We start from the raw sequence: 14,307 nt of genomic DNA on the forward strand, positions 1-14,307 counted from the left end.
TTCGTTCTGGAAAATCGATCCATTTGAAGGTCAAATCAGCGAAGGTGAGCCTTCGAGTGAAGAACTGACTGATGGGCTAAGAGCGTATTGAGGCGCAGTTAGGGCGTGGCATCTGCATACCGAATTACCACCTCACTTCGCCTGTTTGTCTCCTGATCGAGAGTGCGTGGCGAAAACTCGTCGCCTGATCAAAGCGAGTGGTCTGGACAACACTACGCCCAGACCACTCCTTCACGTCAGGCCCGCTTGTAGTCGTCCTGCAAGCGAATGATGTCGTCTTCTCCAAAATAGGAGCCCGTCTGGATTTCGATAAGCTCCAGTGGTATCTGCCCTTCATTGGCAAGGCGGTGAGGCTTGCCTACGGGAATGTAGACCGACTCGTTTTCCGTCAACAAACGCGTTTCATCTTCAATCGTCACCGTCGCCGTGCCGCGTACAACGATCCAGTGTTCCGAGCGATGATAATGCTGCTGAAGCGATATTCTATGGCCGGGCTCTACCTTGATATGGCTGACGCGGTAGCGTGGTCCAGAGTCTGTCTGCTCGATATGACCCCAAGGGCGATAGGCTCGTTTATGGATTTCCGTTTTGCGAGAATGGTCGCTTTCCTTCAAAGCCTCGACCAAGCCTTTGACGCTCTGCACCCGATCCTTTGGCGTAACGAGAACCGCGTCTTTCGTCGCCACGACGACCAGATCCTTCGCGCCCACGACCGTCGTCAAAATGCTGTTTGAATGGATCAGGCATCCCTCGGAATCGATGAATATTCCCTGCCCTTCGACGGCGTTGCCGTTCTCCTGCTTGTCCGCAATCTCCCAGATTGCATCCCAGCTACCGATATCGGACCAGCGAAAGTGCCCACGCACGACAGCCATGCGCTTCGTGTTTTCGATGACAGCATAATCGATCGAGTTCTTCGGCGATGCCTCGAAGCTTTCTTTGTGCAGACGAACAAATCCCAAGTCGGTCTCATGCTCGTCGACTGAACGGGTCACGGCTTCGAGTATTTCCGGCACGTGCGCTTTAAGCTCGGCAATCATGACATCGGAGCGAAAAAGGAAGTTGCCGGAATTCCAGAGATAGCCCTTCTCGACATAGGATACGGCGGTCTCTTCGTCGGGTTTTTCCACGAAGGCTTCCACGACACAAAGGTCTTCATTACCATCAATCGGCTGGCCGGGGTTGATATATCCGTAGGACGTGCGGGGTTCCGTGGGCGTCAAGCCGAACACGACGATATTGCCCTGCTCTGCCGCGCTTGCGCCCAGTTTAACGGCCTCGGAGAACTTGTCGTTGTCGAGTACGACGTGGTCGGCGGCCAACGCAAGAACCAGCGAGCCCGGTTCACGCCGCTCCGCAAGCACTGCGGCAGCGGCCATGGCGGCGGCGCTGTCACGGCGTGCAGGTTCCAGAACGACGGTCGCGGACACGTCGACTTCTTCTGCCTGTCTGCGGGCGAAGAAGCGAAAATCCTCGTTGGTTATGACCAGCGGTTCGCCGTAAAGTGTTTCATCGCTGACACGCTGCAAAGTCTGCTGATAGGTGGAAAGGCTTCCCACCAGCGGCTGAAACTGCTTCGGCAATTGATCGCGTGAGACAGGCCACAATCTTGATCCCGCCCCGCCTGCCAAAAGTACAGGGATAATCTTTCTTGTCTGTGCGTTCACGTATTCACCTTTCAAATTCCAACTCATCACGCTTTAAAGGCCGCCAGCAAACCATGTGCGAGCATGAATGCCAAGGTCAACACAACCAATTGCTGCATCGAATCCATCGATTGTGTGTCCGCGAGCCCGTTGACCAACGGTGATACAGGCCGAGGGTTCCGAAATTTGAGCTCGGTTAATCGATTGAAGTGTTCGCGACCCCTATGTATCCTTGGATTTATTGCACCGAACGGCACTCAACGCTTGGCAGCCTTCCAGAAAATACAATAACTACCACCACGAATTTATAACAAACGAGAAGGGGTGGGCCATGCCAGAAAAAGTGAAATCCGCAACCGGCAAGACATCGGTTACAGATCAGGAAGCATTGGACTTCCACTCCCAGGGACGACCCGGCAAACTCGAGATCACACCAACCAAGCCCATGGCGACCCAGCGCGACCTGTCGCTGGCCTATTCTCCGGGCGTCGCCGTTCCCGTCAAGGCAATCGCCGAAAACCCGGATACGGCCTATGACTACACCACCCGTGGCAACATGGTCGCGGTCATCTCCAATGGCACCGCCATTTTGGGTCTCGGCAATCTCGGCGCGCTCGCGTCCAAGCCTGTCATGGAAGGCAAGTCGGTTCTCTTCAAGCGCTTTGCCGACGTGGATTCCATCGATCTGGAAGTCGATACGGAAGATGCGGACGAATTCATCAACTGCGTGCGTTATCTCGGCCCGTCCTTCGGTGGCATCAATCTGGAAGACATCAAGGCACCGGAATGTTTCATCATCGAAAGCCGCCTGCGCGAACTCATGGATATCCCGGTTTTCCATGATGACCAGCATGGCACCGCCATCATCGCGGCGGCTGGCCTTATCAACGCCATCGCGCTGACGGGTCGTGACTTCAAAACGACGAAACTGGTTTGCAATGGTGCCGGCGCTGCCGCCATCGCCTGCATGGACCTCATCAAGGCCATGGGCTTCAACCCTGCCAACATCACGCTGTGCGACACAAAAGGCATCATCTATCAGGGTCGCACCGAGGGCATGAACCAGTGGAAATCGGCTCACGCGGTGAAGACCGACAACCGCACGCTGGTCGAGGCGATGAAGGGCGCGGATGTCGTCTTCGGTCTTTCCCAGAAGGGCGCGTTCAGCGAAGAGATGATCCGTTCCATGGCACCGAAGCCGATTATTTTCGCCATGGCAAATCCTGATCCGGAAATTACGCCAGAAGAGGTGGCGCGCATTCGCGACGACGCCATCATGGCGACCGGACGCTCCGACTACCCAAATCAGGTCAACAACGTTCTCGGCTTCCCTTATATCTTCCGCGGTGCACTGGATGTTCGCGCCAGCCAGATCAACGATGCGATGAAAATTGCCGCCGCCAAGGCTCTGGCTGATCTCGCACGCGAAGATGTTCCTGACGATGTCGCCGCTGCCTATCAGGGCGTACGTCCTCGCTTCGGGCCGCAATACATCATTCCAGTCCCCTTCGATCCGCGCTTGATTGCGGCCATCCCGGTCGCTGTCGCAAAGGCCGCCATGGAAACGGGTGTTGCGCGCCGCGAACTGCCCGATCTGGAAGCATATGCGCACGAGCTTTCCGCCCGTCGCGACCCGATGGCATCAACGACGCAGCGTCTTTACGAGCGTGTTCGCCGTTCGCCCAAGCGTGTTGTTTTCGCAGAGGCCGAAGAAGAGCAGGTCATGCGCGCCGCCATTTCCTACACGGCACAGGGTCTGGGCACTGCAATCCTGCTTGGTCGTGATGACATCATCCGGGCCAATGCGGAACGCGCTGGCATCGACCTGGACCGCCCCAACATCAAGATCACCAATGCTCGCCTGTCGGAGCGTGTAGAGATCTACATCGACTATCTCTATGCGCGCCTGCAACGCCAGGGCTTCCTGCTGCGCGACGTGCAGCGCCTTGTTCATAACGACCGCAACCATTTTGCCGCCTGCATGGTGGCGATGGGCGATGCCGACGCGATGGTTACGGGTACGACCCGAAACTATTCCACCGCGCTGGAAGATGTGCGCCGCTGCATCAACACCAAGCCGGGCCATCGCGTTATCGGCGTGTCGCTTGTCGTCTCCCGTAACCGCACGGTTTTTGTTGCCGATACCGCCGTTCATGACATGCCTTCAGCCGAAGATCTGGCCGATATTGCGGTTGAGGCAGCCGGTTTGGCTCGTCGCTTCGGCTACGAGCCGCGCGTTGCCATGCTGGCCTATTCTACCTTCGGACATCCGCTGGGTGAGCGGTCGGAAAAGGTTCGCGAAGCCGTTCGCATTCTCGACAAGCGCAATGTGAACTTTGAGGTGGATGGTGAAATGGCGGCAGACGTCGCTCTCAATCACCAGAAGATGCAGAGCCAGTATCCGTTTACCCGTCTCTCGGGTGCGGCCAATGTGCTGGTCATGCCTGCCATCCATTCGGCGTCCATCTCGACGAAGATGCTGCAGGAACTGGGCGGCGCAACAGTTATCGGTCCGCTTCTCGTCGGTTTGGATAAATCCGTGCAGATCACGTCCATGGGCGCAAAAGACAGTGATATCGTCAACATGGCCGCAATCGCCGCGTATAATTCTGGACAGTGACGACCTGACGCCCCGTGATGGGGCGTCATCCTGCGGTACCCGATAGACACGCCACGAAGATAGTTGTGAATGCCCGACCCCACTCCATGGTTCGGCCACATAGTTCCGTTTTGTCACCGCGATAAGGTGGGTAGTAATCGATTCTGCCGCTTGGCAGCGGGACGGATGGAGCATGGATATATCGCGACAGCAGGCAGGGTCATCGCTGCACGGAAAGACTATGGGAACGTTCAAAAGGTTGTCGCTGCGTCTGGCCGACAGTCCGAACGCAGTGATCGTGCTGTTCGGTGCCTACTTTCTTTTGCAGATCGTCCTGCGCGAACTTGCACCACCCGCTTTGCGCATCGACGAGGCGCAGCAGGTGCTGTTCGCTCAATGGCTGGCGCTCGGTTATGATGCCCAACCGCCCCTTTACAACTGGTATCAGCAGGCAGTTTTTGCCGTTTTCGGCACCTCGATGTTGGCCATCGCTTTCGCCAAGAACCTGATACTCTTTCTGACATTCGCGGTCTTCATAAAGACAGCTGAACTTGTGCTGGAAAACAAACGCTTTGTCGTTGTGGCCACGATGGCGCTTTTCGTCATTCCACAGGTATTCTGGCAGGCGCAGCGCGATCTAACCCATACCGCGATGCTGATGCTGACCTTTGCTGCATTGCTCTATTGCAGCATCAGGCTGATCCAGCGTCCAACTTTGACTGGCTACCTTCTGGTCGGCGTCGTCACAGGCTTGGGAATGTTATCCAAGTACAATTTCGCCCTTGCTCTGCCGGCATTGCTGCTGGCTGTGTGGCTGCACCCGCAGGGCCGCGAAAGGATACTGGATCGACGCTTCCTGCTGACGATCCTTGTCAGCTTCATCATTTTCCTGCCTCACCTGTTCTGGCTGATCGACAATCTCCGTTTTGCGTCCGAAGTGACGTTGCAACGAATGGCCGAAGACGCACCCGACACCCGTTTGCTGCAAGTGGCGCGGGGGCTGGGTCGCTTCGTCACCGGCTCCCTCATCATCTTCGCAGTACCTGCCCTCCTGCTCTGGCTGGCGGCCCACCGTGAAGAGAAACGGCCGCAAACGCCGCAGAGCGTCTGGTTCCGCTTTTTCCTCCACTATTTCATCGCGATCACGGTGCTGATGGCACTCGTTATCGTCATGGCGACGATGACGGAGTTGCGGGACAGATGGCTGCTGCCGCTGCTCCTTCCAGCTCCCATCCTTGCCGCTCTTTACCTCGAACGGTACCTTGCCGACACGGCACGCTTCGTCGCGCGTTTTTTGCCAATTCCCCTCATCACGATGGTGCTGGTGCCGGTCGCCCTGCTCGTCTCGCATCCGCTCATGGCGGCCCTTGGCCGGACATCGAATTCGAATGACAACTGGCAGGCTTATTACCGCCATGTCGTTGAGGTCGAGAAACTTTCACCCTCCGTTATCATCACACCAAATTGGCCGACCGGCGGAAACCTTCGGTTCCTGTTTCAAGACGTCCCTGTCGCCACCAATATCTACGATGATTACGACCCACCTTTTACCGTGTCCGATGAGCATCCGGCCCTCATGGTCTGGACCGGCGATGACAACGAGGTCCCCTTGTTGACGGAATGGCTGGAGGGACAGATGAAAGTGAATCTGAAGACCGTGCAGCGATCCACGCTGGATATTCCGATGTATTATCCGGTGAAGGGGAAAGTGCTTCGCATCAGTTACGCCATCGTCAGACCAGCCGACATAGAGCAGTAAATCAAGCTGGACCTAAGCAGTCAATCTTGTCGACAGTTTGTATTTAAACATGCTATCGGTGCGCATCAAACCTTGGGATATTTTCGATGAACCCTTCAGAAAAATGCGAAGTGCTGGTTATCGGTACCGGCATTATCGGCGTGATGACGGCCTTGTATCTTCAAAATGCTGGCAAGACGGTTACGCTTCTGGAGCGTGGTGAGATTGCGCGCGGAGCAAGTTCTGGCAATGCCGGCATTCTTGCCTTCCCTGAAATCATTCCCATCCCCGCCCCCGGCATCATGAAGAAGGCGCCGAAGTGGTTGATCGACCCTGTAGGTCCGCTGAGTGTGCCACCGTCATACGCCTTGAAGATCGCCCCCTGGCTATGGCGTTTCTGGCAGGCGAGTTCGCCTCGCAAGTTCCAGCATGGTCTCGAAGTCCAGAAAAACATGATGTGGCTTGCCGCCAGCGAAATCCAGCACGTCGCTGCCATGCCCGAGCTGGCGCATTACATTACCAACACCGGAACGCTTGATCTTTACGATACGCGGGAAAGCTTTGACGCTGCCCGCCGGGACTGGGACGAGAAGGAACGCGCCGGTTTCACCTTCTCCCGCGTCGGTCGCGACGAGATAGAACGCTTGCAGCCGGGTCTTGCGCCGCGTTTCCAACATGCAATGTTCACACCCGGTGGCCTGCAGGTCGGTGATCCCTACGAGTTCACGCGGGCGATTGCCGATCTCGTCATCGCGCGCGGTGCGAGCTTGCGCAAAGGTGAGGCGGTACGCGTAGAGACGGTTGGCGAAAGCACAATCGTTTCCTTGAAAACTGGCGAGAAAATCACCGCCGATAAGGTCGTGATTGCCTGTGGTGCTTGGTCCAAGACGCTGGCGGCATCACTGGGCGACGCGACGCCTCTGGAAACCGAGCGCGGTTACAATACGACGCTGCAGGTCGGTTCCTTCGACCTGACGCGACAGCTCTATTTCAACGATCACGCTTTCGTCGTGACGCCATTGTCCTCCGGCATTCGCGTTGGCGGTGCGGTGGAACTGGCAGGCCTTGATCTGCCGCCAAATTTCCGGCGCTCCGAGGTCATGCTGAAAAAGGCGGCTCAATTCCTGCCAGGCCTGAAAACCGAAGGTGGCACGCAGTGGATGGGCTTTCGTCCGTCCATGCCGGATTGCCTGCCGGTGATCGGTCCATCGCGGGCGAGTCAGTCCGTGATCTACGCTTTCGGCCACGGGCATCTGGGACTGACGCAATCGGCCGCAACCGCAAGGCTCGTCACTGAATTGGTGAGCGGCGCAGAGACGGCAATTTCGGTCGATCCCTTCAGGGCCAACCGCTTTTCCTGATGCCAAACAAAAAAAGGCCCGCTCTCTCAAGCGGGCCTTCATCACGATTTTGCGTATCAGAACGGTGAATCAGGGAAGTAGAAACCTTCCGCATTGTCCTTGGTCACCAGTGTCGCATCCAGAATGTAGGTACCGCGCACAGGAACCTGATCGTAGAAGTTCGCCGCTGTCAGTTGCATGGCGGTTGCGACCATCGCTGGCGGATAAAGCACATCGACCGGGATCATCTTGTCGCCGTCCATGACCTTCTTGATCATGTCCTTGGAGCCGGCACCACCGATTACGTATTTGATATCGGTGCGCTTCGCCTGCTCGATGGCCTGAAGAACGCCAACGGCCATGTCATCGTCCTGGCACCAGACAACATCGATCTTCGGATATTTGGTCAGATAATCCTGCATCACCTTGAAGGCATCATCGCGGTTCCAGTTGCCGAACTGGCGGTCGAGAACCTTCACCTTGGAACCGGCAATGCCCTTATCGAAACCATCCTGACGCTGCTGATCGATAGGGATCGGCAGGCCGCGAATGACGACGACCTGCGCTTCCGGCGTCGTGTCGGCGATGTACTTGCCAGCGACTTCACCCAGCGCCGGGTTGTTACCGGCAACGTAGAGATCGCGAACGCTGTCGTCATTGACGCTAGGCGCACGGTCGACAAGAGCGACGAATTTACCGTTGCCCTTCACTTCCTTGATGGCATTGACCAGAGGGTCCGGGTCGGATGGAAGAATGACCAAGGCGTCGATGCCCTGTGTTTCCAGATCCTGCACCGCATTGGCCTGGGTTGCCGCATCCGGCGATGTCTTGACGATAACGTTGAGGCCGGGGTGTTCTTTCATCAGCAGCTTTGCCACGCGCTCGGCGTGATAGACGACGCCGGAAGTCCAGCCATGATCTGCCGCTGGAATTGAGACGCCGATCGTTACCTTCTTGTCTTGTGCTTGCGCTCCAACCGCTATCGCCAAAAGCGCGACAGTCACTCCCAATAGTCTTTTCCGCATGTGTTTTCCTCCCACACAAATAAAGGTCTCGATGTCCTTGCCCGGGCGACCCCTTAACCCGGTAACTTTATGAACGGCGCATCAGCGACCGCTGAACCAGCATGGCAATGATGATGATCGCGCCCTGGATCGCGCCGATCAGATATTCACTGATGAAGTTCGACAGCAGCATGATGTTGCCGACGAGTTCCAGAATAAACGCGCCGCAGATAGTTCCCCACACACGCCCTGCCCCGCCTTTCAGCGCTGTGCCACCCACCACAACGGCTGTGATAGCCTGCAATTCCCACATCATGCCGGTCGTGGCGGATGTAGAGCCGAGACGTGGCACGTACAGCAACACAGCTATGGCAACGCATAGACCCTGAATAACGAAGGCGATGGTGCGAACGCGGTTGACGGCGACGCCCGAATATTTGGCAACGTCGCGGTTGGAGCCGACGGCGGTGACATGGCGTCCATAACGGGTGCGGTATAAAATAAACGCCGCCACACATGTCACACCCAGAATGACAAGGATCGGTATCGGCATGCCCAGGAACGACCCGAAATAGACGGGGCGATACAGGGTCTGCAATTGCGGCTCCCGAACCGTAATCGCACCGCCTTGAGACAGCCATGTCGTCAGTCCGCGGTACACACCCATCGTACCGAGCGTGGCGATGAACGGTTCGATCTTGCCAACGGTGGTGATCAAGCCATTTGCTAGCCCACAGAGAGAACCCGCAACCAACGTGAAGACCACCGCAAGAACCAGCATGAGCAACGGATCGGCCACCATACCGGAATTCATCAGCAGGATCATCAGGCTTGCAACAAACGCAACCATCGAGCCTACGGACAGATCGAGATCGCCTGCCGAAATGACGAAGGTCGCGCCGACAGCGATGATAGCGATAAACGCGCTTCGCGTGGCAACGTTTGCCAGATTATTGATGCTGATGAAGTTGGGATTGACCATAGCCCCGACGATCAGCAGCAGAAACAGGGCGACAAATGGCGCAACGGCACGCAGATCGATATCGCGCAGCGACCTTCCGGCCTTCTTTTCTTTGCTGTCTTCACTCACACTCATACCCAAAACAGACCTCCCGCCCTGTCATACCGGTCGTTTGACCGACGCTACGCTGCCGTTTTTGTTTTTAGTCCAGCCGCATAACGCATGATTTCCCGCTCATTGATTTCGTCGCCTTCCAGCATGCCGACGAGGCGCCCTTCGCGCATCACCGCCACACGGGTGCACAGCCCGATGACTTCTTGCATTTCGGATGAGACGACGATGACCGAATGCCCATCGCGCGCCAATGCCGAAATAAAATGATAAATCTGCTGTTTCGTCCCCACATCGATGCCACGCGTCGGCTCATCGATGATGATGATTTTTGGTTCGGTTTCCATGACCTTGGCAAGCAGCAGCTTCTGTTGATTGCCACCCGACATACGCCCGACGACCACACTGCCATCACGCACGCGAATGTCGAACCGGCGACGTGCTCGTTCCAGCGACCTCGCTTCACTCGATGCACTGAGATAGCCAAACTTGCCATGTCGCTCCAGCGACTGCAGCGTGAGGTTCAACCCCATGCCCGCACTCAAAAGCAAGCCTTTGGATTTACGGTCCTTGGTCATATAGGCAAGACCGGCATCTATCGATGCATGCAGATCGTGGGGCGGCAACACTGTCCCATTGACCTCGACCTCGCCAGACGAACGGCCGCGCAGACCGACGATCGCTTCGGCAAGTTCGGTGCGACCGGAGCCGATCAGACCGGAAAAGCCGATGATTTCGCCTCTGCGAAGCTCAAAACTCGCATCCTGCACATAGCGGGTCGAGAGGTTGCTGACCTTTAAAACAGTTGCTTCGTCCACATCGGGTTCGCGCTTGGCGGGGTAAAGGCTGGAAAGCTCTCGCCCCACCATAAGCTGGGCGATAGCCTCGCCATCAAGCAGAGAGGTTGGTGCGGTCTTGACCCAGTGACCATCACGCAAAACGGTGACGCGGTCGGTCAACTCCATGACCTCATCCAGCTTGTGCGACACGAAGACGAAGCTGGTGCCCTTATCGCGCAATTTGCGCACTTGCTGGAAAAGATAATTCGTTTCCTCACGAGATAGAACCGCGGTTGGCTCGTCCATGAAAACGATGCGCGCATCCCGGCTGATGGCCTTGGCAATCTCGACCATCTGCTTTTCAGCAATGGATAACGTCCCGATCAGGGCATTTTCATCGACATGACAGCCGAGAACATCGAGAACGCGCCGCGTCTCGGACCGCATCGCTTTGCGGTCCAGCATACCAAAACGGGTGATCTCCCGGCCTAGATACAGGCTTTCGGTCACGGTCAGATGTTCTGCGAGATTGAATTCTTGATGGATGATGACAATGCCGAGCGCTTCAGCGGCACCGTTCGGTGGAAGCGTCACCGGCTTGCCATCCAGAAGGATTTCGCCCGAGCTCGGCTGTTCGAAACCTGAGAGAACTTTGACGAGCGTCGATTTACCGGCACCGTTCTCGCCCATCAAAGCATGAATCTCGCCAGCTTTCAGGTCGAAATTAATGCTAAACAGCACTTGGACGCCGTTGAATGATTTAGAAACCCGACGCGCCGACAGCACTGTGGCGCTGTCGTCAGCAATGTCCGTATCCATGATTTCCTCCAGACGTCTCCCTACGCCTGCTGTTGATGTAAACCTTTACACGATTTATGTAAAGGTTTACATTCGGCTGAATTAACAGATTTGCGTGATCGTATTTGACGCGTCAGCAGGTCTGTGTAGTGTCCGGACGCGCACATATCCGAGGCCTTCCTTGTCCATTCCTTCAGCTGCCACAATAGAAGACGTTGCCCGAATTGCCGAGGTTTCGATCGCGACCGTCTCGCGAGCAATCCACAATCCCGAAAAGGTGGCGAATTCAACACGTCTGAAGGTTAATCAGGCCATTGCCGTTACCGGTTATACAACCAATGCCATGGCGCGCAGCCTTCGGCTTGGTCGCTCCAACATGATTCTCGTCGTCGCACCTGATATTGGCGATCCCAATTTTTCCAATATTCTCGTTGGCCTCGAAAACGAGGCGCGCTCACATGGCTATGGCATATTGATCGGCCATACACAGAATGACGCGCAGCGCGGGTTGGAATATCTGAAATTCCTCAATTCCAACCAGGCCGCCGGGCTGATCCTTTTCACCGGAATTTTGCCCTTCGGGCATCAGGCCATGACGGCGCGGTTACCGCCAAGTGTTGGCGTTTTTGAGCCGATTTATAACGGTGGCATTCCCTATGTGGGAGTGGACGACACCGCGGGTGCGCGCAAAATCGTCGATATGTTGATTGCCGAAGGGCATCAACGCATCGCCTTCATCGGCGATTCCCGTGTTCGTCTCGCTTACAACAGACGTAGAAAAGGCTATGACGAAGGCATGCTCGCCGCTGGCCTCACACCTGCGCCTGCCATGATCATCGAAGGTGATGGAACGCTGGAAAGCGGTCGGTTGGCCATCGAACAGCTGTTCATGCGTGATACGCTGCCAACGGCATTCATGTGCGTGAACGACCAGACGGCAATCGGTGTCATGATCGGGCTGACGGCACGCGGCTATGACATCCCCAGGGATTTCTCAGTAACCGGGTTTGACGATATTCCGCAGGCGGTGTTCATGTCCCCTGCTTTGACGACCATTCGCCAACCGAGAACATCCATCGGCAAACACGCGATGGCACTGCTTCTTGATCTTCTCGGAGGCCAGCAACCGGACCACCCCGAGATCTTGCTGACACCGGATCTTATCGTCCGCAATTCCGTTGGCGCGCCGAACAAAAGGTTCACCCACAAATAACGGATGGTGGATGGCGGGTCATCTCGACCCTGACACCAGCCTTTATATTAGTACGCGTCACGCCGCGCGGGTTCGTCCTGTTGGCAGGCAGCCCATAGCTCAGCCTGAACGGCACCTTGAAACGCCATGACTTCGTGCCGCATAGAAGAATCATCATAGCCAAGATTGGTGAGATGCTTGGCGAGCGCCCTGCACTCGTCGCGCCAGAAGCGGTTCGCTTCTTCGCCGTGAAGCTCCTCAAGCATCTGAACACACCGCTTTATGTCTGCGACACGGTTTTTAGCGGGAAACGCAATTACTTCTGAACGCTCTGTCACACGCACACCTTACTGCTTCGGGAATCAACCACCTATCTTTAGCGGGCGCATGGTTAACGAAGTCTACAGAAGCGGCAGAAAGCCGTTGGTTGTGCAGGAATCACCGTCAAATCCTTCGCCTTTACGTTGAACTGAAGCTTGGCGAAGAAGCGAGAGAGAACATCTCCTTAACCTTACGATAAGGTCACAGGAGAGAAATGCGGGCGGATGGATCAAATAACGAAAATTTGGGCAAATTTTACCATTAAAAATTACCGAAATTTCACGCTGACCGGTCTAAGGAAAGTATAACTGTGTTGAACCGGTATTCGTTTCGTAATATAAACCCAACAAAAGAAAGCCATAAAGATGCATTTCTCTACAGAGGGACAATGCTTAGCGGAGGAGAAAGATATGTACGCCCCGCGTGTTTTCATCAGCATGATGTGTGCCTTGCTGGTGTTCGCCATCGCGACATATTTTATCTATGGCTCTTTCTATACAAGCTTTATTCAAACGCTGATCTGTCTTGTCATTATACAAGTTGGATATTTTATAGGCGTGCTTGTTCTTGTTGCAAAAGAAAAACGTCAGATGCGCGCTACGCTTAGCTTCCAGAAAGACGTTGCTCCGACACCGGAGAAGTCGGTGACGGAAACCATTTCTGTTGTGTCGCCGCACAGCCCTAAGCTCAGCGACTTCTAGTTTGCACTGCAATCGGGCTTCACCCGGATTTCTCGCAGGTGCGAAATAATCCTGTCACGTCCTTATCCCTGACATTTTCTGCGTCGAAACAATAGCGACGCAACAAGCAGGGATTTGTCATGACTGGAGATTCGCAATCCATTTGCGTGATTATTGCCGCAAAAAACGCTTCTGATACGATCGCGACAGCTATCAAATCAGCGCTTGCTGAGCCTGAAGTTGCAGAAGTGGTCGTCATTGACGATGGATCAACGGACGCGACAGCGACCATAGCGCAATCCTGCGACGATGAAACCGGGCGTCTGAAAGTGGAGCGGTTCGACGTCAATCGCGGCCCATCAGCCGCGCGCAATCACGCTATTGCCATCTCGTCTGCCCCGCTCGTCAGTATTCTCGATGCCGACGATTTCTTTTTCGCAGGCCGCTTTGCCGCCATGCTGGAAGATGACGACTGGGATTTGGTAGCCGATAATATCGCGTTCATTCAGCAATCCGTAGCTGGCGCATCATCGATGGTGCCAGACCGGTTTGCACCGGAGACGCATTTCCTCAAACTGGCCGAATTCGTGGAAGGCAATATTTCCAAACGCGGTGTCGAGCGTGGTGAAACAGGCTTTCTGAAACCCGTCATCCGCCGGTCGTTTCTGCAGGCGCATGGCTTGCGCTATGACGAAGCATTGAGATTGGGCGAAGACTACGAGCTTTATGTGAGGGCACTGGCCTGCGGCGCGCGCTACAAGGTCATCCGCAATTGCGGTTATGGTGCCATCGTGAGAGGCGACTCGCTCAGCGGTCGTCACCGGACGGAAGATTTGCGCCAACTCTACGAAGCCGACCGTAAAATTTTAGCGGATTACTCTCTGAAACCACATGAGAAGGCCGTTCTCCAAGAGCATGAGCGCCACATTCGCGAGAAATTCGAGCTCCGCGATTTTCTAGATGCTAAGGCAAAGGGCGGTCTTGGTGGGGCTTTATCGCATACCTTGAACCGCGTGGCGGCTACTCCGGCCATTGCGCAGGGTCTATGGCGCGATAAGACGGCGCGTTTTCGCAAAAAGCCGCAACAGGTCGCAGATATTCGCTATCTGCTGAGAGCAACGCCGCTCAACTCTTGAGC

11 protein-coding genes are annotated in these 14,307 nt (G+C 55.6%); 6 read left to right on the forward strand and 5 right to left on the reverse strand.

Features of this window, described 5'->3' with window-relative positions:
- Window positions 1–236: 236 nt before the first annotated feature.
- Complete coding sequence (locus tag CPJ18_RS10370) at window positions 237–1,667, reverse strand: mannose-1-phosphate guanylyltransferase/mannose-6-phosphate isomerase (RefSeq protein ID WP_103658272.1); 1,431 nt, start codon at window positions 1,665–1,667, stop codon at window positions 237–239.
- Window positions 1,668–1,977: 310 nt separating this feature from the next.
- Between CPJ18_RS10370 and CPJ18_RS10375 the strand changes: the two genes are divergently transcribed.
- The 3 genes from CPJ18_RS10375 (at window position 1,978) to CPJ18_RS10385 (ending at window position 7,344) form a co-directional block, all read left to right on the forward strand.
- Window positions 1,978–4,266, forward strand: a complete 2,289-nt coding sequence (locus CPJ18_RS10375) for an NADP-dependent malic enzyme (RefSeq protein ID WP_103658051.1) — start codon at window positions 1,978–1,980, stop codon at window positions 4,264–4,266.
- Window positions 4,267–4,438: 172 nt separating this feature from the next.
- Window positions 4,439–6,004, forward strand: a complete 1,566-nt coding sequence (locus CPJ18_RS10380; RefSeq protein ID WP_103658053.1) for a glycosyltransferase family 39 protein — start codon at window positions 4,439–4,441, stop codon at window positions 6,002–6,004.
- An 86-nt stretch (window positions 6,005–6,090) separates the two neighbouring features.
- Window positions 6,091–7,344, forward strand: coding sequence for an NAD(P)/FAD-dependent oxidoreductase (locus tag CPJ18_RS10385; RefSeq protein WP_103658055.1), 1,254 nt, complete (start codon window positions 6,091–6,093; stop codon window positions 7,342–7,344).
- A 56-nt stretch (window positions 7,345–7,400) separates the two neighbouring features.
- On the opposite strand, the gene CPJ18_RS10390 is transcribed toward CPJ18_RS10385, so the two are convergent.
- The 3 genes from CPJ18_RS10390 to CPJ18_RS10400 form a co-directional block, all read right to left on the reverse strand.
- The gene (locus CPJ18_RS10390) at window positions 7,401–8,348 is read right to left on the reverse strand and encodes a substrate-binding domain-containing protein (RefSeq protein ID WP_103658057.1); all 948 of its coding nucleotides are present in this window, start codon (window positions 8,346–8,348) and stop codon (window positions 7,401–7,403) included.
- Window positions 8,349–8,415: 67 nt separating this feature from the next.
- The gene (locus tag CPJ18_RS10395) at window positions 8,416–9,423 is read right to left on the reverse strand and encodes an ABC transporter permease (RefSeq protein WP_103658059.1); all 1,008 of its coding nucleotides are present in this window, start codon (window positions 9,421–9,423) and stop codon (window positions 8,416–8,418) included.
- A 47-nt stretch (window positions 9,424–9,470) separates the two neighbouring features.
- Window positions 9,471–10,997, reverse strand: coding sequence for a sugar ABC transporter ATP-binding protein (locus tag CPJ18_RS10400; protein WP_103658061.1), 1,527 nt, complete (start codon window positions 10,995–10,997; stop codon window positions 9,471–9,473).
- Between the two features lie 160 nt (window positions 10,998–11,157).
- Between CPJ18_RS10400 and CPJ18_RS10405 the strand changes: the two genes are divergently transcribed.
- Window positions 11,158–12,189, forward strand: a complete 1,032-nt coding sequence (locus tag CPJ18_RS10405; protein ID WP_103658063.1) for a LacI family DNA-binding transcriptional regulator — start codon at window positions 11,158–11,160, stop codon at window positions 12,187–12,189.
- A gap of 47 nt (window positions 12,190–12,236) precedes the next feature.
- On the opposite strand, the gene CPJ18_RS10410 is transcribed toward CPJ18_RS10405, so the two are convergent.
- Complete coding sequence (locus CPJ18_RS10410) at window positions 12,237–12,512, reverse strand: DUF6074 family protein (protein WP_342352421.1); 276 nt, start codon at window positions 12,510–12,512, stop codon at window positions 12,237–12,239.
- 387 nt (window positions 12,513–12,899) lie between these two features.
- On the opposite strand from CPJ18_RS10410, the gene CPJ18_RS10415 reads away from it, so the two are divergent.
- The gene (locus tag CPJ18_RS10415) at window positions 12,900–13,190 is read left to right on the forward strand and encodes an exopolysaccharide production repressor protein (RefSeq protein WP_103658065.1); all 291 of its coding nucleotides are present in this window, start codon (window positions 12,900–12,902) and stop codon (window positions 13,188–13,190) included.
- A gap of 119 nt (window positions 13,191–13,309) precedes the next feature.
- On the forward strand, window positions 13,310–14,305 hold the full coding sequence (locus tag CPJ18_RS10420) for a glycosyltransferase family 2 protein (protein WP_103658067.1): 996 nt from the start codon (window positions 13,310–13,312) through the stop codon (window positions 14,303–14,305).
- Window positions 14,306–14,307: the final 2 nt, after the last annotated feature.

Source organism: Agrobacterium rosae (genome assembly GCF_002915175.1).
Taxonomy (GTDB): domain Bacteria; phylum Pseudomonadota; class Alphaproteobacteria; order Rhizobiales; family Rhizobiaceae; genus Agrobacterium; species Agrobacterium rosae.

What these genes read in the sequence shown, in the direction of transcription:
- CPJ18_RS10375 (WP_103658051.1), top strand. Translation starts at nt 1,978, where the DNA reads ATGCCAGAAAAAGTGAAATCCGCAACCGGCAAGACATCGGTTACAGAT.
- CPJ18_RS10380 (WP_103658053.1), top strand. Translation starts at nt 4,439, where the DNA reads ATGGATATATCGCGACAGCAGGCAGGGTCATCGCTGCACGGAAAGACT.
- CPJ18_RS10385 (WP_103658055.1), top strand. Translation starts at nt 6,091, where the DNA reads ATGAACCCTTCAGAAAAATGCGAAGTGCTGGTTATCGGTACCGGCATT.
- CPJ18_RS10390 (WP_103658057.1), bottom strand. Translation starts at nt 8,348, where the DNA reads ATGCGGAAAAGACTATTGGGAGTGACTGTCGCGCTTTTGGCGATAGCG.
- CPJ18_RS10395 (WP_103658059.1), bottom strand. Translation starts at nt 9,423, where the DNA reads ATGAGTGTGAGTGAAGACAGCAAAGAAAAGAAGGCCGGAAGGTCGCTG.
- CPJ18_RS10400 (WP_103658061.1), bottom strand. Translation starts at nt 10,997, where the DNA reads ATGGATACGGACATTGCTGACGACAGCGCCACAGTGCTGTCGGCGCGT.
- CPJ18_RS10415 (WP_103658065.1), top strand. Translation starts at nt 12,900, where the DNA reads ATGTACGCCCCGCGTGTTTTCATCAGCATGATGTGTGCCTTGCTGGTG.
- CPJ18_RS10420 (WP_103658067.1), top strand. Translation starts at nt 13,310, where the DNA reads ATGACTGGAGATTCGCAATCCATTTGCGTGATTATTGCCGCAAAAAAC.